The organism is Herbaspirillum sp. 3R11 (assembly GCF_004563925.1).
GTDB lineage: Bacteria > Pseudomonadota > Gammaproteobacteria > Burkholderiales > Burkholderiaceae_D > Herbaspirillum.
In genome coordinates, this window is record NZ_SPNJ01000001.1 from 949,511 (window position 1) to 969,237 (window position 19,727).

The 19,727-nt window shown below is 61.2% G+C and carries 16 protein-coding genes; 9 read left to right on the top strand and 7 right to left on the bottom strand.

Features of this window, described 5'->3' with window-relative positions:
• The first annotated feature begins 77 nt into the window (after positions 1–77).
• Positions 78–1,025 (top strand): LysR family transcriptional regulator, encoded by a 948-nt coding sequence (locus tag E4P32_RS04505; RefSeq protein WP_116433900.1) that lies wholly within the window; start codon positions 78–80, stop codon positions 1,023–1,025.
• A gap of 34 nt (positions 1,026–1,059) precedes the next feature.
• Here the strand turns inward: E4P32_RS04505 and E4P32_RS04510 are convergent, their stop codons facing one another.
• The 4 genes from E4P32_RS04510 to E4P32_RS04525 form a co-directional block, all read right to left on the bottom strand.
• Entirely contained in the window at positions 1,060–3,390 is a 2,331-nt protein-coding gene (locus tag E4P32_RS04510; protein ID WP_116433070.1) for a bifunctional (p)ppGpp synthetase/guanosine-3',5'-bis(diphosphate) 3'-pyrophosphohydrolase, read from the bottom strand.
• Positions 3,391–3,427: 37 nt separating this feature from the next.
• Positions 3,428–3,631 carry a DNA-directed RNA polymerase subunit omega gene (gene rpoZ / locus E4P32_RS04515; protein WP_116433069.1) on the bottom strand — a complete coding sequence of 68 codons (204 nt, stop codon included), beginning with the start codon at positions 3,629–3,631 and terminating at the stop codon, positions 3,428–3,430.
• Positions 3,632–3,751: 120 nt separating this feature from the next.
• Positions 3,752–4,393, bottom strand: coding sequence for a guanylate kinase (gmk, locus tag E4P32_RS04520; protein WP_116433068.1), 642 nt, complete (start codon positions 4,391–4,393; stop codon positions 3,752–3,754).
• Between the two features lie 49 nt (positions 4,394–4,442).
• Positions 4,443–5,336, bottom strand: coding sequence for a YicC/YloC family endoribonuclease (locus E4P32_RS04525; RefSeq protein WP_116433899.1), 894 nt, complete (start codon positions 5,334–5,336; stop codon positions 4,443–4,445).
• 294 nt (positions 5,337–5,630) lie between these two features.
• Between E4P32_RS04525 and rph the strand changes: the two genes are divergently transcribed.
• The 5 genes from rph to E4P32_RS04550 all read left to right on the top strand — a co-directional run bounded on the left by rph (position 5,631) and on the right by E4P32_RS04550 (position 11,779).
• A complete protein-coding gene (rph, locus tag E4P32_RS04530) occupies positions 5,631–6,365 on the top strand; it encodes a ribonuclease PH (protein ID WP_116433067.1) in 735 nt (244 codons plus the stop codon).
• Between the two features lie 187 nt (positions 6,366–6,552).
• Positions 6,553–7,137, top strand: coding sequence for an RdgB/HAM1 family non-canonical purine NTP pyrophosphatase (gene rdgB / locus E4P32_RS04535; RefSeq protein ID WP_116433066.1), 585 nt, complete (start codon positions 6,553–6,555; stop codon positions 7,135–7,137).
• Positions 7,134–8,393: a radical SAM family heme chaperone HemW gene (gene hemW / locus E4P32_RS04540; RefSeq protein ID WP_116433065.1), complete on the top strand. Its 1,260-nt coding sequence runs from the start codon at positions 7,134–7,136 to the stop codon at positions 8,391–8,393. Before rdgB ends, hemW begins: the two co-directional genes overlap by 4 nt.
• 139 nt (positions 8,394–8,532) lie before the next feature.
• Positions 8,533–9,732, top strand: coding sequence for an HDOD domain-containing protein (locus E4P32_RS04545; RefSeq protein WP_116433064.1), 1,200 nt, complete (start codon positions 8,533–8,535; stop codon positions 9,730–9,732).
• Positions 9,733–9,736: 4 nt separating this feature from the next.
• Positions 9,737–11,779: an EAL domain-containing protein gene (locus tag E4P32_RS04550; protein WP_116433063.1), complete on the top strand. Its 2,043-nt coding sequence runs from the start codon at positions 9,737–9,739 to the stop codon at positions 11,777–11,779.
• A gap of 47 nt (positions 11,780–11,826) precedes the next feature.
• Here the strand turns inward: E4P32_RS04550 and E4P32_RS04555 are convergent, their stop codons facing one another.
• A complete protein-coding gene (locus E4P32_RS04555) occupies positions 11,827–12,525 on the bottom strand; it encodes a GntR family transcriptional regulator (protein WP_116433062.1) in 699 nt (232 codons plus the stop codon).
• Positions 12,526–12,781: 256 nt separating this feature from the next.
• Here E4P32_RS04555 and E4P32_RS04560 point away from each other — a divergent pair, with 256 nt between their 5' ends.
• Both E4P32_RS04560 and E4P32_RS04565 read left to right on the top strand, forming a co-directional pair.
• A complete protein-coding gene (locus E4P32_RS04560; protein ID WP_116433061.1) occupies positions 12,782–14,101 on the top strand; it encodes an MFS transporter in 1,320 nt (439 codons plus the stop codon).
• 26 nt (positions 14,102–14,127) lie between these two features.
• Positions 14,128–15,402, top strand: coding sequence for a glucarate dehydratase family protein (locus E4P32_RS04565; RefSeq protein WP_116433060.1), 1,275 nt, complete (start codon positions 14,128–14,130; stop codon positions 15,400–15,402).
• Between the two features lie 72 nt (positions 15,403–15,474).
• On the opposite strand, the gene E4P32_RS04570 is transcribed toward E4P32_RS04565, so the two are convergent.
• On the bottom strand, positions 15,475–16,518 hold the full coding sequence (locus tag E4P32_RS04570; protein ID WP_116433059.1) for a 5'-methylthioadenosine/S-adenosylhomocysteine nucleosidase: 1,044 nt from the start codon (positions 16,516–16,518) through the stop codon (positions 15,475–15,477).
• A 207-nt stretch (positions 16,519–16,725) separates the two neighbouring features.
• On the opposite strand from E4P32_RS04570, the gene E4P32_RS04575 reads away from it, so the two are divergent.
• Positions 16,726–16,929: a hypothetical protein gene (locus tag E4P32_RS04575; protein ID WP_116433058.1), complete on the top strand. Its 204-nt coding sequence runs from the start codon at positions 16,726–16,728 to the stop codon at positions 16,927–16,929.
• Between the two features lie 55 nt (positions 16,930–16,984).
• On the opposite strand, the gene E4P32_RS04580 is transcribed toward E4P32_RS04575, so the two are convergent.
• Positions 16,985–19,726 (bottom strand): nitrate reductase, encoded by a 2,742-nt coding sequence (locus tag E4P32_RS04580; RefSeq protein WP_116433057.1) that lies wholly within the window; start codon positions 19,724–19,726, stop codon positions 16,985–16,987.
• Position 19,727 lies beyond the last annotated feature (1 nt).

Consider the following 19,727-nt stretch of genomic DNA (forward strand, 5'->3'; position numbering starts at 1 on the left):
AGGAATATAGAGGCTTTCCAATAACTTCAATAGATGGGAGAATCTGCTTTCACCAGTCCATTTTTAGGATGAATGCCATGTTGGACCTGAACGATATCTCCGTCTTCGTCGAAGTCGTGCGCGCCGGCAGCTTTGCCGCTGCGGGCCGCCGTCTCGGCATGCCTTCCAACACCATCAGCCGGCGTTTGCAATTGCTGGAAGAGAGCCTGGGCGTGCGCCTGCTGCAACGCTCCACGCGGCAACTGAACATGACCGCAGCGGGGCGCGAGTTCTTCGACCGCTGTGCCCCCGGCATCGAAGACATCCAGCACGCCGGCGCCAGCCTGTCCGAGGGTAATCGCGAACCGGGCGGTGTCTTGCGTGTAGCGGCGCCGGCGGACTTTTTCGACAACTTCGCCATGGAGTGGATGGCTGAATTCATGCAGCGCTATCCGCGCGTGCAACTGGAGTTCTTGCTCAGCGACGATCGCGTCGACCTGATTGCGGAGGGCGTCGACCTGGCCTTCCGCGCGGGGCAGTTGCCCGATTCCAGCCTGGTGGCGCGCAAACTCGGCGCCAGCCACCGTGGCTTGCTGGCCAGTCCTTCGTATCTGGCCAGGCGCGGTGCACCGGAGTCGTTGGAAGCGTTGGCCGGGCACGACTGCTTGGCCGCGTCGAATACGCCGCAAGCGGCGCTGTGGAAGCTGGAAGGACCCAATGGCGCAGAAAGCATCCGCGTGGCGCCGCGCCTGTGCATCAACACCGCACAGGGCTTGCTGCGTGCGGCGCGCGCCGGGCTGGGCATTGCGTTGTTGCCGGTGATGGTCGCGGCGGAAGACTTGCGGCGCGGTACGCTGGTGAGCATCTTGCCGCAATATCAGCGCGACATCAGCGGCATGTATGCGGTGTATCCGAACCGACGCCAGCTGTCACTGGCAGTCAGCGCGCTGATCGAATTTGTTGCGGAGAAAGTCAAGCACGGCGCATGCAACAGCGGCGGGGGAATGGAATTTGCCGTGCCGGAGGCGCAAGCGGAAGCCGCTTAGCGCATCAGGAAGAAAGGGTGTCCTGCAAGGTCGGCTAGCTGCGCTCGCGCAGGATGCGGGCGACGCTGTCGATGCTGCGAATGCCGCGCATGGTGCGTGCCAGGTGGACACGGTCTTCGACCTGGATGGTGAAGCGCAGGTTCTTCATCGCCGGATCGCCGTCGTCGTCCATACTGACCGAGACGATATGCGCGTCGGCTTCGCCGATTTGGGCAGCGATGCGCGCCAGCGTGCCTTTCTGGTTGTGCGCCAGAATGGTGATGCGGCATTCGAAGCGGCGGTTGAGTTCGCCGGCCCAGGTGACTTCGATCCAGCGATCCGGTTCTTTCTCGCGATGCCGCTTGGCGGTTTCGCAATCGTCAACGTGCACAATCAGCGCCTGGTCGTGTTTCAGATGGCCGATCAGTTTGTCGCCGGGGATCGGCAGGCAACAGGCGGCCAGCTGGACGGTGGCGCCTTCGTTGCCGGTGATGACTACCGGATCCGGCTTGCTCGGCAGCATATGACCTTCGACGTCGAGCTGCGGTATGGCGCCGCCGTTCTCGGTCATGCCCATGATGTGACGCGCCACCAGCGGCGCCATGCGTGTGCCGATGCCGATGTCGGCGTACAGCTCATCCATGGTTTTGGCGCTGGATTCGTTGAGCAGACGCTCGATCAGTGCGATTGGCAGGTCCGGATCAAGCCCCAGCGTGTTGAGTGCATTGGTCAGCAGGCGTTTGCCCAGCGCCTGCGATTCCACCAGGTTGACTGTGCGCAGGCGATGGCGGATTGCCGAACGCGCCTTGCCGGTGCGGACGTAGCCGAGCCAGTTCGGGCTCGGGCGCGACGATGGCGAGGTGATGATTTCGACGATGTCGCCGTTGTGCAGCTCGGTGCGCAGCGGCGCCGGTTCGTGGTTGATCACGACCGAGGTGGTCTGGTCGCCGATGTCGGTATGGATGTTATAGGCAAAGTCGAGGGCTGTAGCGCCGCGCGGCAGGGCGATGATCTTTGACTTCGGCGTGAAGACGTAGACCGAATCCGGGAACAGGTCGACCTTGACGTGTTCGAGGAATTCGGCCGAGTCGCCGGTTTGCTTCTGGATGTCCAGCAGCGATTGCAGCCAGGCGTGGGTGCGTTGCTGCAAGTCGGTCAGGCTGCCTTCGTCGTCCTTGTACAGCCAATGTGCAGCGACGCCCGATTCGGCCACGCGATGCATGTCCTGGGTACGGATCTGGAACTCCACCGGCGTGCCGTAGGGACCGATCAGCGTGGTGTGCAGCGACTGGTAGCCGTTCAGCTTGGGAATCGCGATGTAATCCTTGAACTTGCCCGGCATCGGCTTGAACAGCGAATGCAGCGTGCCCAGCGCGACGTAGCAATTGGCGAAGCTGTCGACCACGACGCGGAAGCCGTAGACGTCCAGCACCTGCGAGAACGACAAGTGCTTGTTGCGCATCTTGCGATAGATGCCGTACAGGGTCTTTTCGCGGCCGTCGACCTGCGCCGGAATGCCGGCGGCGATCAACGTGCTGGTGACGGACTCGAGGATCTTGGTGACCACTTCGCGGCGATTGCCGCGCGCAGACTTGACCGCTTTCGACAGCGTCTTGTGGCGCAGCGGGTAGAGATGCGAGAACGACAGTTCCTGCAACTCGCGGTAAATATTGTTGAGGCCGAGGCGGTGGGCAATCGGCACGTAGACTTCCATCGTCTCGCGGGCGATGCGGCGTTTTTTCTCGGGCGCCATCGCGCCGAGCGTGCGCATGTTGTGCAGGCGATCGGCCAGCTTGACCAGGATCACGCGTACATCCCGCGCCATTGCCAGCAGCATCTTGCGGAAGTTCTCCGCCTGCGCTTCGATCTGGCTCTGGAATTCGATCTTGTCGAGCTTGGACAAGCCGTCGACCAGCGACGCCACCGGGGCGCCGAAGCGTTCGATCAGTTCTTCCTTGCGTACACCCTGGTCTTCCATCACGTCGTGCAGCAGCGCCGCCATCATGGCTTGCGCATCGAGCTTCCAGTCGGCGCAGATTTCGGCGACTGCGAGCGGATGCGAGATGTACGGTTCACCCGACTTGCGCATCTGGCCCAAGTGCGCCTCATCCGAGAAGCGATAGGCTTCCTTGACCTTCTTCAGTTCGGAAGGCGAGAGGTATTCCTCGAGCTTGTGCGTCAGATGGGTAAACGTCGCCACGCCGCTGTGCAAAGCGGGAGCAGGTGCTGCGGAAGGGTTTTGGGAATTTTGTTTTGAAGCCGAGCGTCCGGAAGACGCTCGGGGAGTACCGGTATTGCCGGTCGTGCCAGCCGTACTAGTAGTGCCAGTCGTGCTAGTTGCTGATAACGGAGAACCGAGGGTTGAATCTGGAGGAGTCAGGCTCATACGTTGGCGTTATCGGCAGCATGGACGAGAGTGAAACTCAGGCAGGTACTTTTTTCAGCATCTCGATGCCGACCTTGCCGGCAGCGATTTCGCGCAGGGCTGTCACGGTTGGCTTGTCCTTGGCATCCACTTTCGGGGTGTGGCCTTGCAGCAGTTGGCGTGCGCGATAGGTTGCGGCCAGGGTCAGCTGGAAGCGGTTAGGGATATGCTTGAGGCAATCTTCGATGGTGATACGGGCCATAAAAACTCCTGATTTCGTGTTGCTTGGTGATTCTGAATGATTCTGGTGGTTCCGGTTCAACCGGGTTCCTTATCGGAGCCAGTCGGAGTCGTGCGCCTTGGGAGCGATTTACTCATCAACTCAGGCGATGGCATGAATGCCCAGCTGAGTGAACAGGAAGGTGTTGCGTGCAGCTTGTTGCGGGAAGCGGCAACGCGCTGCTTTCACAATTGCCGTCAATTCCGACAAAGCGACTGCAAACTCTTGATTAATAATAACATATTCGAACTCCGGCGAGTGAGCGATTTCGCCGCCGGCGGCCAGGATGCGGCGCGTGATGACGTGCGGTTCGTCCTGTCCGCGCTTTTTCAGGCGCTCTTCGAGGGCTGCAATCGACGGCGGCAGGATGAAGATGCCGATGGCGTTGGAGAACTGTTTCTTGACCTGCTGCGCGCCTTGCCAGTCGATTTCCAGCAGCACGTCGGTGCCGTTGGAAATCTGGTCGGCGATCATCAGGCGCGAGGTGCCGTAGTAATTGCCGTGCACTTCCGCCCATTCCAGGAATTCGCCTTCGGCCTGGCGCTTGAGGAAGTCGTCGGCGGTCGTGAAGTAGTATTCGCGGCCGTGTTCCTCACCCGGGCGCGGCGGCCGCGTGGTGTAGGAAATCGACAGCTTGATCTCGGGCTCTTGCTTCAACAGGGCGTTGACCAGCGTCGATTTGCCGGCGCCGGAGGGCGCCACGACCATGAACAGGCTGCCGGAGGTTGGATTCTTGTTTGGCATGGGATGCTCTCTCGTGTCTGAATGTCTGGATCGGTTATCGATTGTTCGATTATTCGAGGTTCTGGACCTGTTCGCGCATCTGGTCGATCAGCAATTTCAACTCCATCGACGCATCGGCGAGTTCTTTCATGGCGGCCTTGGAGCCGACCGTATTGGCTTCGCGGTTGAGCTCCTGCATCATGAAGTCGAGACGCTTGCCGACCTGGCCGCCTTTTTTCAGGATGTGGCGGGTCTCGGCCAGGTGTGCCGACAGGCGCGCCAGCTCTTCGGCGATGTCGATGCGAATACCGTACAGCGTGACTTCCTGGCGGATGCGCTCCAGCACTTCTTCGCGCGGCAGCGACGCAACGGCGCCGTCCTTGCTCGCCAGCCCCAACGCTTCCTGCATGCGTTCCGTAGCCTTTTGCTGGAATTGCGCCACCAGTTGCGGCACCAGCGGCGTGATGCGCGCGACGATCGCTTCCATGGCGTCGATGCGGGTTTCGAGCACGGCCTGCAGCGCTGCGCCTTCGCGTGCGCGGCTGTCGAGGAAGGCGGTCAGGGTTTGCTGCAATGTCGCCAACACGTCGGCTTGCAGCGTGTCCTGGCCGATTTCGGCTTCTTCGATGACTCCCGGCCAGCGCAGCAATTCGGCCACGCTCAGCGGCGCGGCGTCGATAAATTGCGCGCGCACCTGGCTTTGCAATTCCGAGATCGTCGCCAGCAGCGTCTGGTTGAGGGCCTGGCTGGCGCCTTCGGCGGTCTTGCGGCCGAAGCTCAGGCGGCATTCGACCTTGCCGCGCACCAGCTTGCTGATGATGGCTTCGCGCATGGCGGGCTCGACCGCGCGCAGGTCGTCGTTGACGCGGAATTGCAGGTCGAGGAAGCGCGAATTGACGCTCTTGAGTTCAACGGTGATAGCGCCGGCGGCGGTGTCGCGTTTGGTGACGGCGTAGCCGGTCATGCTGTAAATGGTCAATCGATTCTCCGGATGGCGGGTCGCGCAGCTTGTGGCCGGCGACCGGGAAGGTGTGCAGGGAAGGCCCGGTGACGGCATGCTTCCTTTACAAACCGGCAGTTTATCAAGACAATGCCGGTAAAAATTCAAGCGCACTCACCTCAATGAGGCGTGATTGTATTTGGGTTTGGATAGCGCATTGTAAAAAGTTTGCTTGCCGCGCGCCATCAAAACCTGTTCTCCGGTTCTGCCCGGCCAACATGACGCCAGGGCGTCCGCCACCGATTCCATAGGAAAACCATGACCGCATTCCAACGTCCCAGCGGACGCGCCACCGCCGATTTGCGCACCGTGCGCCTGACGCGCCACTACACCAAACATGCCGAAGGCTCCGTGCTGGTCGAGTTCGGCGACACCCGCGTGCTGTGCACCGCCAGCATCGAAGAAAAGGTGCCGGGCTTCCTCAAGGGCAAAGGGCAGGGCTGGATGACCGCCGAATATGGCATGCTGCCGCGCTCGACGCATACCCGCATGGACCGCGAAGCCGCCAAGGGCAAGCAATCCGGTCGCACCCAGGAGATCCAGCGCCTGATCGGCCGCGCCTTGCGCGCTGCGTTCGACCTGGAAGCCTTCGGCGAACGCACGCTGCACCTCGACTGCGACGTCCTGCAAGCCGACGGCGGCACCCGCACGGCCGCCATTACCGGCGCCATGGTCGCCGCGTACGACGCATTCTCGGTGCTGCAAGCTCGCGGCTTGATCACCGCAATCCCGGTCAAGCATTTCGTCGCGGCGATTTCGGTCGGCGTTTATCGCGGCGTGCCGGTGCTGGATCTGGACTACGTCGAAGACTCCGATTGCGACACCGACATGAACGTCGTCATGACCGATGCCGGCCATTTCGTCGAAGTGCAGGGTACCGCTGAAGGCGCCGCCTTCGACCGCGCCACGCTCAACAGCTTGCTCGACATCGCCGACAAGGGCATCAAGGAACTGCTTGCTCTGCAGAAAGAAACACTGGGCCTGGCAAAATAACCGGCGGGAAATTAAGCGACGAGAAATTAAGCGACGAGAAATTAAGCGACGACAAATCGTCGCGCCAAAAGGACGCCGGGCCAGCAGCCGCGCCCGAATCCTTTTACAATCCCGACATGCCATGTCCGTGTACTTCGGACATGGCGTTTTTACTTGATCTGTTGCTATTTTTCGTTATTCATCCGTCATGACCCAAAAAATCGTCCTCGCCTCCAACAACCCCGGAAAACTTCGCGAATTCGGCGCCTTGCTCGGCGAAATCGGCCTGGACGTGCGTCCGCAAGGCGAGTTCGACGTGCCGGAAGCCGAAGAACCCTTCGCCACCTTCGTTGAAAACGCGCTGACCAAGGCGCGCCACGCCGCGCGCCTGACCGGCCTGCCGGCGCTGGCGGACGATTCCGGCGTCTGCGTCAACGCCCTGGGCGGCGCGCCCGGCGTATGGTCCGCGCGCTACGCCGGCGAGCCGAAATCGGACTCCGCCAACAACGCCAAGCTGATCGCCGACCTGGCCGGCCACGACGACAAGTCAGCCTATTACTATTGCGTGCTGGTTTACGTGCGTCACGCCGACGACCCGCAACCGGTCATCGCCGACGGCTCCTGGCATGGCGAAATCGTCGAAGAAGCGCGCGGCGCCGGCGGCTTCGGCTACGACCCGTATTTCTGGCTGCCGGCGCTGAACCGCACCGCCGCCGAATTGAGCGCTGCCGAAAAGAACGCCCACTCGCACCGTGGCCAGGCCCTGCGCGCGCTGGTCGAGAAGCTGCGATGATCATTCCGATCAAGCCGGTCAGTGTGAATCTGCCTTCGCTGTCGGGCCAGTCCGGGCAGCAGGACGGTCCGGCGCAGGCCGCGCTGGCCTTCCTCAAGCCAGGCAGTCTGCAGTTGTCGGCCTTGCCGCCGCTGTCGCTGTACGTGCATTTCCCGTGGTGCGTGAAAAAGTGTCCTTATTGCGATTTCAATTCGCATGAGGTGAAGGGCAGCTTTCCCGAAGACATCTATCTGGACGCCTTGCGCGCCGACCTGGAATCGGCGTTGCCGCTGATCTGGGGCCGTAAGATCTATTCCGTTTTCATTGGCGGCGGCACGCCCAGCCTGCTGTCGGCGGCCGGGCTCGACCGTTTGCTGTCCGATATCCGCACCTTGCTGCCGCTCGATATAGATATCGAAATCACGATGGAAGCCAATCCAGGCACTTTCGAAGCCGAGAAATTCAAGTCCTATCGCGCCAGCGGCATCAACCGCCTGTCTATCGGCATCCAGAGCTTCAACTCGGCGCACCTGGCCGCGCTCGGCCGCATCCATGACGGTGACCAGGCGCGCAAGGCGGTCGAGATCGCGCACGCCAATTTCGACAATTTCAACCTCGACCTGATGTACGCCTTGCCGTCGCAGAGCGTGGAAGAAGCGCGCCGCGACATCGAGACCGCCATCGCCTGCGCGCCGCCGCACCTGTCGCTGTATCACCTGACGCTGGAGCCAAACACGCTGTTCGCCAAATACCCGCCGCAGGTGCCGGACGACGACACCAGCGCCGATATGCAGGACATGATCACCGAACTGACCGGCGCCGCCGGCTATCAGCACTACGAAGTGTCGGCCTACGCCCAGCCGAAGCGCCAGGCGCGCCACAACCTCAATTACTGGCAGTTCGGCGACTACCTCGGCATTGGCGCCGGAGCGCATTCCAAGTTGTCGTTCCCGCACCGCATCGTGCGCCAGGCGCGCCACAAGCATCCTCAGACCTACATGGAAAAGATGCGCAGCGGCAACGCCATTCAGGAAGAGGGCGAAATCGGCCGCGACGCACTGGGCTTCGAATTCATGCTCAACGCCTTGCGCCTGGAAGACGGTTTCCCGGTCAATCTGTTCAACGAGCGCACCGGCATGAGCATCAACGCCATCGACGCCGCGCTAAACGACGCCGAGAAAAAGGGCCTGCTGTATCGCGACCACGCGATCATCCGGCCAACCGAGCTGGGACGCCGCTTCCTGAACGATCTGCAGGAAATGTTCCTGATTGAATGAACATTTAGGCAAGTGCAGTTTTCTCAGGTATATTTAGTGAATATTTGGATTTAGATAAGAATTCTTTTTGGAAACTTACTTATTTATTTTTCATAACTAATTAGAAATATTGCGGTCGCTCACCGCAATTCCACACAAAATGGCTGTCCAGGATAAAAGCATCCCTTTTCCTCTAGTTTTTCTACAGCCCGTTGCAGACGTCCATTACTTGTGGACGGCGCTCTCGTTGCATGTATCGCCGTTCGATGAGAACGGTTGCGACCTGTTTTCCCGGCTTTTCAACGAATTCGGTCTGGGCGAAGCGCTCGGACGGCTTTCCTGCATCCTCACGGTTCCCAATCCCGACAAGTTCGCCGGTGAATTTGGCGCGCCGCCCAAGGACACCCAACTGATCCTGCGGGTGCCGGTTGAGTATTGTGCCGATCCGGCGCGGCAACCGTTGCTGGAACGCCTCACGAAAATGGGCTATGGCCTGATCGCCGACGGCATTCCGCCGCGTACCGCCTTGTTCCCGGATTTCATCGAATCGCTGTCGCTCGATTGCAGCGCCGGCATTCCGGCCGACGCGAGCCCCTGGCTCATACGCATGCGCGGTCCGCACCTGGCGGAAAACGTCCCCGACCCGGTCAGCTTCGACGCTTGCCGTGCTGAGGGCTTCCGCTGGTTCAGCGGCGAATACCCGCTGTTGCCGTCGTCGAACGTCGCGCAGAAGGATGCGATTTCGCGCGGCCGCCTGGTCAAGCTGCTGGAACTGGTTTCGCATGACGCCGATGCGCATGCGCTGGAAGGACTGCTGAAGCAGGATCCGGCCTTGTCGTACCAATTGTTCAAGCTGGTCAGCTCGGCGGCGTTCGGCTTCTCGGCGCACATCACCAATTTCACCCAGGCCATCAACCTGCTGGGCCGCCGTCAGCTGCAACGCTGGCTGCAACTGCTGTTGTATGCACGCTTTCCCGGCGACGAGTCGGCCAATCCGCTGCTGCCGCGCGCTGCTGCACGCGCCGCCATGATGGAAGCGATGTGCCACCAGATCGACGGCGACCGCGACGAGCAGGACCGCGCCTTCATCGTCGGCATGTTCTCGCTGCTGGACGTGCTGCTGACCATGCCGCTGCGGCTCATCATCGAACCGCTCAAACTGCCGCAGGACATCGTCGACGCGCTGATGCAGCGCCGTGGACGTCTTGGTCGTCTGCTGGACGTGGTGGAACGCGCCGAATACGGCCGCATCCCGCTGCGTCACACCGATCTGGCTGCGGCCGGCGTTACACCCGAGGGTTATTGCCGCGCGCTGATCCAGGCCTATCGCTGGGCTTCTAAAGTCAGTCACGAGGCCTGACGCGATGATCGCCACCCTCAGCAGCAACGATCTGGCCTGCTGCTCGGCACTGCTTGACGCAGTGCTGGGTCTCGAAGGCATCGCGCTGCACGAGGCGTTAAGCAATATCGTATCGAGTTTCCTCGGCCGCACGGGCGGCCGTTATTTTTCCGATGTCGCCAACGCACTCGACACGCAGCAGCTGTTGCAGTCGGTGGTGCATGAAGGCGTGAGCTACGGGCACTACGTCTTTCCCGATCCGTACGAAAATTACACTGAAGCCGAAGCCGGACGTCTGGCTTCATTCGCCGCATTGACCGGCCGTCTGCTGCAAAACCGCGCCGACACCGAAAAGCGCAGCCGCGCACTGGACCAGATCGAATCCAAGCTCGAGCAGCAGGCGCAAATCCTCAACCAGATGCACGAGTCGGTGATCACGATGGACCAGGCCGGTTTCATCACCAGTTGGAATCGTGGCGCCGAACAGTTGTTCGGCTATACCGCGATCGAGGCGATCGGCCGCAACGTGCTGTTCCTGTACGAGAACGAAGACGAGGACGATGCCTCGCTCAACGACGTGTTCCTGGCGCAGGGCGGACGCGAGATGGAAGTGCGCCGCCGCAAGAAGTCGGGCGAAGCGTTCTGGGCCAGTCTGTCGCTGTCGGTCATGCGCGACCAGCACGGCCAGCCGATCGGCATGATCGGCTACATCAACGACATCACCGAACGCAAGAACGCCGAAAAGCTGATTCACCATCTGGCCTATTACGACTCGCTGACCGGCCTGCCCAACCGCACGCTGCTGACACGCACGGTCGACCAGGCGCTGCAGGCCGCGCAGCAGGACAATATTTACGGCTGCATCATGTTCATCGACCTGAATCGCTTCAAGCCGATCAACGATACGCTCGGCCATGTCGCCGGCGACATGCTGCTGGTCGAAGTCGCGATCCGCCTGCGCAAGGCATTGCGCGATGAAGACGTGGTGGCGCGCTTGGGCGCGGATGAATTCGCCATCGCGTTGTTCGACATCGACAAGGATTACCACGCCGGTTTCGTGGCGCAAAAGCTGATCGCGCTGTTCGACGAGCCGTTCTTCATCGACGGCCACGAGCTGCGTGTCGGCGCCAGCATCGGCATCAGCATGTATCCGCAAGACGCCACCGACACCGAAACCCTGCTGCGCCTGGCCGACATCGCCATGTACCGCGCCAAGCAGGGCGGCGAGAACAACGAGGGCGGCTACGCGTACTACAGCGAAGAGATGAACCGCAACACGCTGGATTTGCTGCGCATCGAAACCGGACTGCTGCACGCCTTCGAGTACAACGAATTGCTGCTGTACTACCAGCCCAAGATCGACTTCGCGCAAGGTCATATCACCGGCGCCGAAGCGCTGGTGCGCTGGCAGCATCCCGAGCGCGGCTTGCTGGCGCCGGGCGATTTCATCCCGATTGCGGAAGAGACCGGCCTCATCGTCCAGCTCAGCGACTGGGTGCTGGAAGCCGCTTGCGCGCAGGCGCGTCAATGGAAGGAAGCCGGCCTGGAGCCGATTCGCATCGCCATCAACGTGACGGCGCGCGAGTTCACGCGCTCGCTACCGGACCGCGTCAGGGCCGCTCTGAGCCGGCATCAGCTGACCGGTGAATGGCTGGAGCTGGAAATCACCGAAAGCATGCTGATGCACAGCACCGACCGGGTGATTTCGATCATGGAAAAAATCTGCCTGCTCGGCGTGACGATTTCGCTCGACGATTTCGGCACCGGCTATTCGAGCCTGTCCTACCTCAAGCGCTTCCCGATCAACACGCTCAAGATCGACCGCTCATTCACCACCGGCATCCCCGACGACACCAACGATTGCGCCATCGCCAGCGCCATCATCGGCATCGCCAAGCAACTGCGCCACAAGGTCATCGCCGAAGGCGTGGAAAACATGGCGCAGTTCAACTTCCTCAAGGAAGCCGGTTGCAACGAATTGCAAGGCTACCTGTTCTCGCGTCCGGTCCCGGCTGTGGATTTCCATCTCATGCTGACCGAAGGCCGCAAGTTCTCTGCCGCGCTGTAAAGCAACGCATTACAGCAACTCTTCTCCCTCGGTAAAACTCTTCAGTCTCAATCTTTCAGGTAGTGCGGAAAGCGCTCGCGGATATCGTCCAGGTGCGACAAGGTATTGGACAGATGCGCGCGCAAGGCCTCCTGTGCAGCAATCGGATCGCCTGCCGCAATCGCCTCCACAATCGCAATGTGATCGCGCAGCACCGCGCGCGCCTTGCCTGGAATCGGCACGTGCAGCGCGCGCAGCCGGTCCAGGTGGCCGCTGTGACGACGCACCATGGCCCATAGATCGGGGATGTTGGCGGCCTCATACATCTGGCGGTGGAAAGCCTGGTCGGCTTCGACAAACTCACTGTAATCCTCGCTGTCGGCCAGCATTTTTTGTTTGGCGATGCTGGCTTGCAGACGCACGATCAGGGCCGGATTGGGGGAAGCCGCCAGCGTGTGGACGATCTCCAGTTCAATCGAGCGGCGCAAGAAATGCGCTTGCCGCGCCATCGCAATATCCACCGCGCGCACGACCGTCGCATGTTGCGGAAAAATATCCACCAGGCCTTCTTCACCCAGCTTCATCAGCGCATCGCGGATCGGCGTCTGGCTCAGGCCGAACTGCAAGGCCAGCTCGGCGCGCGAGAGGACGGTGCCGGGCGTGAGCTGCATCGTGATGATGGCTTCGCGCAGGCGTTCGAATACCTGCGGCGCGGCATGGCGCGAGCGGTCGAGCTGATGTTGCGGCAGGGGTGAAGGGCTGTTCATGGCAATCGGAATCCGGGACGTCAAAAGACAATAAATCGAAAGAAAGCGGAGCGGTGCGCATGTTGCTCAAAACAGCGGATATCCGAACCGTTCTCGACAAGAGCTTAAAAGATAGAGCACGTTAGCCCCGCAATCCCCTTTGTTATCAGCATGATAAAGCAATTAAGTCGCATTGACACACTAATATATTAGTGTTTTAATGTTTTAACCGAAAGGGCAGACGCTCTTTTTCGATAAAAAACGCAGGAGACAAGCAGTGACTACAGCGCAGGCAGCAGGGCGGGCATTGTCGCCGCTCGACAGGGCGGTATCGAAGATCAAGCAGCGCGTGTTGCCGCTGTTCGTGATCATGTTCATCGTCAATTACATCGATCGCGTCAACATCGGCTTCGTGCGCACGCACCTGGCCGCCGACATCGGTATCGGCACCGCAGCTTATGGATTGGGCGCCGGCCTGTTCTTCGTCGGCTACGCCATCTTTGAAGTGCCGTCCAACATGCTGCTGCAAAAATACGGTGCCAAAGCCTGGCTCACGCGCATCATGCTGACCTGGGGCATCGCCGCCACCGCGATGGCGTTCGTGCAGGGCGAGACGTCGTTCTATGTGCTGCGGTTTTTGCTGGGCGTGGCGGAAGCCGGCTTCTTCCCCGGCGTGATCTATTACTTCACGCAATGGCTGCCCAACGGCGAGCGCGGCAAGGCGATGGCAATCTTCCTGAGCGGCTCCGCATTGGCGTCGATCCTGTCGGGGCCGATTTCCGGCGCGCTGCTGCAGATCGAAGGCGGCGGCCTGCACGGCTGGCAATGGATGTTCATCATCGAAGGCCTGGCCTCGGTGGTGCTATGCGGCTTCGTCTGGTTCTGGCTCGACTCGCGACCGGCGGATGCGAAGTGGCTGACGCAGAGCGAACGCGACCTGATCGGCAACACCATCGCCGCCGAGCAAGCCGAACGAGAAAAGATCAAGCCGGCCCACATCTCCGCCTGGACTCTGCTGCGCGACAGCCAGATCATCATCTTCTGCTTCATCTATTTCTCGATCTCACTGACGATCTACGGCGCGACGTTCTGGCTGCCCAGCATCATCCGCAAGATGGGCACGTATTCTGATTTTCAGGTCGGCTTGTTCAATTCGATCCCGTGGATCATTTCCATCATCGCCATGTACCTGTTCGCCAGCCTGGCGGCGCGCTTCAAGTTCCAGCAGGCCTGGGCAGCGGCGGCGCTGATCATTGCGGCCATCGGCATGTACGTGTCGACCTTCGGCGGACCTGTGTTCGCGTTCGTCTCGATCTGCTTCGCCGCAGTGGGGTTCAAGGCGGCGTCCTCACTGTTCTGGCCGATCCCGCAGTCGTATCTGGATGCGCGCATCGCTGCGGCCGTCATTGCACTGATCAACTCGCTGGGCAACCTCGGCGGCTTCGTCGCGCCAACCACCTTCGGTTTCCTCGAACAAAAAACCGGTTCGATCCAGGGCGGTTTGTATGCGCTGGCAGCGACTTCGGTGGTGGCGGCGGTCGTGGTGTTCTTTGCCCGCACCACGGCGCACTCCGCAGCGATCGCAGGCAACAAATAATTCATTACTGATTTCGGAAAATAGACATGAAGATCACCCGCGTCACCGTCACCCCGATCGCATTCAAGGATGCGCCTTTGCTCAACGCCAGCGGCATCCATGAGCCGTATGCGCTGCGCTCCATCATCGAAGTCGAAACCGACAACGGCCATTTCGGCCTCGGTGAAAGTTATGGCGACGCCGCGGCGCTGGCCGTGCTGGACAAGGTAAAAACACAACTGATCGGCCTCGATCCGTTCAACCTCAATCGCTTGCGCGCCATCGTCAAGTCCACCGTCGCCGGCATGGCCCCGGCCAACAGCGGCGGCGCAGAACTGGCGCCCGGTTCTCACGCCAGCAAAGCCGTGAGTAATGCCTACTCAGCATTCGAAGTCGCCTTGCTCGATGCCCAGGCGCGTTACCTCAACGTGCCGCTGGTTGACTTGCTGGGAGGCGCGGTGCGCACCGAGATTCCGTTCAGCGCCTATCTGTTTTTCAAGTATGCGGAGCACATCGACAGCCCCTACAAACCTGACTCCTGGGGCGAGGCGCTGAGCGAGGAACAGATCGTCGCCCAAGCGCGCAGGATGATCGATGAAAACGGTTTCCAGAGCATCAAGCTCAAGGCCGGTACACTCGATCCCGAACATGAAGTCGCCTGCATCAAGGCACTGAAGAAAGCCTTCCCCGACGCGCCGCTGCGCATCGACCCCAACGGCAACTGGTCGTTGGAAACCGCGGTGCGCATGGCCGAACTGCTCGGCGACGATTTGCAGTACTACGAAGACCCGACTCCCGGCCTGGAAGGCATGGCTGAATTGCATCGCCGCACCGGCTTGCCGCTGGCGACCAACATGGTGGTCACCGATTTCGACGAATTCCGTCGCAGCATCCCGCAGAACAGCGTGCAGATCGTGCTGGCCGACCATCACTACTGGGGCGGCCTGCGCGACACGCAGATGCTGGCGCTGATGTGCGACACCTTCGGCCTGGGCGTGTCGATGCATTCGAATTCCCACCTCGGCATCAGCCTGATGGCGATGTCGCATGTGGCGGCGGCGGTGCCGAATCTGTCCTATGCCTGCGACACGCATTACCCATGGCAGGAAGCTGACGAAGAAGTCATCAAGGGCGGCAAGCTGCCGATTCGCAACGGCTGCGTCAGCATCACGCGTGCACCCGGCCTGGGTGTGGAGCTTGATCGTGATCAACTGGCCAAGCTGCACGACCTGTACTTGGGCTGCGGCATACGCTCGCGCGACGACGTGCGCCAGATGCGCAAGTACAAGCCGGACTGGAAGACGGTCAAGCCGCGTTTCTGAGCAAGCGAGAAATCATGGCGCAAAAAAAGCGGAAGACAACTTCCGCTTTTTTATTGCTGCTGACCGATCAATTCATCGTTTGCGTGCGCGCTTCTTCCAAGCTTCCAGAAACGCCAGCGTCACGCTTGCCTCATTGGTCTCGGCCAAGCCGCTGCCAAAGAAAGCGCCGACATCCTTGAAGTCGTTGCCGCCCGCCAGATCCGAGACGCTGCGAAAGGCGATGAAGGGCACGCCGTTGGCATACGCGACCTGGGCGAAGGCCGCCGTTTCCATATCCACCAGTTGCGCTTGCAGCGTGTCGTACAGATAAGTGCGATAGCCGGCGTTGGCCAAAAAGGCCGAGCCGGAAATGCCGCGTCCGCCGACTTTCAAGGCGGGTTGCACGGCAACGCACAGCGCAGGATTTTTAGGGCCGCATGTCGCCAGTACCGGCTTCAGCTCGCGCGCCACTGCAAGCATCTGTGCATCGGCCGCGAACTCAAAGCGAAATTCCCCCTGCGGCGCATTCGCAGCATTCATCACAAAGCTGTCACGCATGAACATCCCGCTGCTGACTTTGCCGCCGGGCGCATCGAACTGGAAGTCGGGACGCGCCTTGCCGTTTTCCGTCGCCAGCTTCAATCCCAGGCAACCGACATTACCTGCATCTCCGGCATTGCCGCAAGCTGCGGGCAGGCTGCCGTCGCCGTTCCAGTAGACCTCCATCGGCATCGCCCAGCTTTCCGGCACAAGCACGTCGCCGACATGATTGGCCGGATTGACGCCACCGGCAATGCCGCTCATCAGCAGCCGTTCAACGTGGAAGTGATCCAACATCAGCTGCGTGACCATCGTCGCGTTCACCAGGCTGACGCCGCTGAGCACGATCACCACCGGATTGCCGCGCAATACACCGGTCGTGAAGCGATTGCCGTTGATGCGCCAGTCGTGTTTCCTTTGAGTCTGCTCAAGGAGAATGTCGGCCTCGGCGCCGAACGCCGACACGATGCCGATGCGCGGCTTGCATTCACTCAGGCAGCGTTTCTGTTCTGCGTGGGCGGCGCTTGCTGTGGACAAGGCTGCAAGTGCCAGCAAGGCGCAGGAAAATTTGTTGAACAGGGAGGAGATGACGGGCAAGGAGATTCCTTTTGTGGAGGGCGAAGTCTGCAAGAACTGCAGGCAGCCCAGAGCATGCCGAAGAATCCGGAAATTAGCCATAGTTGTCGGAACGTCAATGCCAAAGCGGCTTGCAGAGGCAATTTCTCATTGGAAAAATTGCCCAAAGGATATATTGCGTATATGATTGCCAAAAAGAAATAAGACAATTCCCCCTCGGAGACATTCATGCGGCAGTTCCTGCTTTTGATCCTGTGCACTCTTGCCATTACCGGCTGCAGCCGTTCGCCCGCTGAGCAACTGGCTTACCTCCATGCCGAGGAGCAGTACCAGATCAACATGGAGCGCTCCGCACGCTACCGCCAATCGCTGGAGCAGGCTGACGGCGAAAGCCCGGCGCCGATCATCATCACTTCGCGGCCGGCGAACTGAGCAACCGGCTTTCTTCGATTCGGATCGACGCCTCAGCACGTCATTTCCATAAAATTCAGGCCGTCTCCGCCGCCCGCGTCTCCACCAGCAATTTCTTGATCTCCGGCACACACGAGCCGCAGTTGCCGCCGGCCTTGAGGCAAGCCGTGACTTCCGCCACCGTCTTCAATCCCTGTTCTCTGACTGCATTGCAAATCGTGTTGCGGCCCACGCCGAAGCACGAACATACCGTCGGTCCGGTGTCGGCGCCTTTTTCGATCGGCTGGCCGATCAGCAGGCCGACGCGGTCGGCTTCTTCCAGTTGCTCCTTGTCGAACAGGCTCGCCAGCCACGCGCGCGAGGGCAGGTCGGGGCGCTTGGACAGGAAGATGCACATGTCGATGCGGTCGTTGTCGACGTGCACTGCGCGATAGACGCCGGCGGTGCGGTCTTCGTATTCAAGCCAGTCGGCGTCGATGTCATGCACGCCGAGCAGCGTGCGCGCCCACGCGCTGTGGTCGCCGATGGTGTTGCGCCCGGCCAGTTCGTAGCGCGCGAAATCGCGGCCCTGGATGCGTGTCCAATGCGTGATTTCATCCAGCGCCAAAGCTTTGCGGCTGAGGATGAAGCCATGCCACGACACGCCGAATTCTTCGATGTTGACAGGCGTGTGCTTGAACTCCGGTTCGCCCGATACCGGATCGACCACCGGATTGACCAGCGCACCGACGCGGGCGTCGGAGGCAGTCTGGTTGCTCCAGTGAATCGGCACGAACACGCTGCCGCGCGCGATGCCGCCGCTGTGCTGCACGCGCGCCACCATTGCGCCCCAGCGCGAGCTGATGCGCGCCAGTCCGCCTTCGCGTACGCCGTAGCGCAGCGCGTCCTGCGGATGCATGTCGACGAAGGATTCCGGCACGTGATCCGCCAGGCGCGCTGATTTCCCGGTGCGCGTCATGGTGTGCCATTGATCGCGCACGCGGCCGGTGTTGAGCGTCAGCGGGAATTCCTCATCGGGCAGATGCGCCGGGCCACGCGGTGGCGTCGCCACGAAGCGCGCCTTGCCGTCGGCATGTGAATAGCGCTGGTTGCCGAACAGGCGCGCAGTACCGACCACGTCGCCGTTATGTTTGTCGCGCGTCACCGGCCACTGGATCGGCTGCAACTGGTCGAACTGTTGTTTGCTCATGCCGATCAGGCCGTCCAGGTTGAACACGCGCATGCTGTTGCCGGCGATTTGCGGCGGGCCGTTGCGATAGCTGCTCAGGCGCGCGTGTTCGTCGAAGATCGCATGCGCGCCGGCGAAGTCGAAGCCGCGATACCCCATGCGGATGGCGACGTCGCAAATAATCTTCCAGTCCGGACGCGCTTCCCCTGGGGGCGTCAGGAAGGCGCGCTGGCGCGAGATGCGGCGCTCGGAATTGGTGACGGTGCCGTCCTTCTCGCCCCAGCCGAGCGCGGGCAGCAGCACGTGCGCGAAGGCATTGGTGTCGGTGCCTTCGATGATGTCGGAGGCCACCACCAGTTCGCACTTCGACAGGGCGCGTTGGACCACGTTGGCGTCGGGCATGCTGACCATGGGATTGGTCGCCATGATCCAGACCGCCTTGATGCGGCCGGCTTCAATCGCGTTGAACAGGTCGACTGCTTTCAGGCCCGGCTTGTCGGCCATCTGCGGCGAACCCCAGAAGGTCTGCACCGTGTCGCGATGCAGCGCATTGTCGAGATCCATATGCGCCGCCAGCATGTTGGCCAGGCCGCCGACTTCGCGGCCGCCCATGGCGTTGGGCTGGCCGGTGATCGAGAACGGTCCCATGCCGGGCTTGCCGATGCGGCCGCTGATCAGATGGGCGTTGATGATGCTGTTGACCTTGTCGGTGCCGGCGCTCGATTGATTCACGCCCATCGAGAAGGCTGTGATGACCTTCTCGGTATCGGCAAACATCTGGTAGAACGCCAGCAGGTCGTTGACGTCGACCTTGCAGATGCGCGCCACTTCGTTCGGATCGGCGCAGTCGGCGTCGGCGATCGCCAGCGCTTCGCCGAGGCCGCTGGTATGGGCGTCGACGAAGGCATTGTCGCGCGCGCCACGATGCGCGAGGAAGCTCATCAGTCCGTTGAACAGCCAGACATCGGTGCCGACCTTGACCGGCAAATGCATGTCGGCCAGTTCGCAGGTGGCGGTGCGGCGCGGATCGATGACGATCAGCTTCATCTCCGGCCGGTTCTCCTTGGCCTTGGCGATGCGCTGGAACAGGATGGGATGGCACCACGCGGTGTTGGAACCGACCAGCACCACCATGTCGGCCAACTCCAGATCTTCGTAGCAGATCGGCACCAGGTCTTCGCCGAACGCACGCTTGTGGCCGGCCACGGCCGACGACATGCACAGGCGCGAATTGGTGTCGATGTTGGCGCTGCCGACGTAACCCTTCATGAGTTTGTTGGCGATGTAATAGTCTTCGGTCAGCAACTGGCCGGAGACGTACAGCGCCACCGAGTCCGCACCGTGGCGGTCGATGATGCCGCGCAGGCCGCCGGCGACCTTGTCGAGTGCGGCGTCCCAGCTCACGCGTTGCAACGCGCCGTCGGCGTCGCGCACCTTCGGATACAGCAGGCGGCCGTCGAGGTCGACCGTCTCGCCCAGCGCCGAACCCTTGACGCACAGGCGGCCCTTGTTGGCCGGATGCAGTTCGTCGCCGGCGATCGCGATCGTGCCGTCGGTTTGCATCGACGCGCGCACGCCGCAGCCGACGCCGCAATACGGGCAGGTGGTCTTGGTGCCGACAGTCGAGAGCGGAGCTTGGGAGAGATTCACG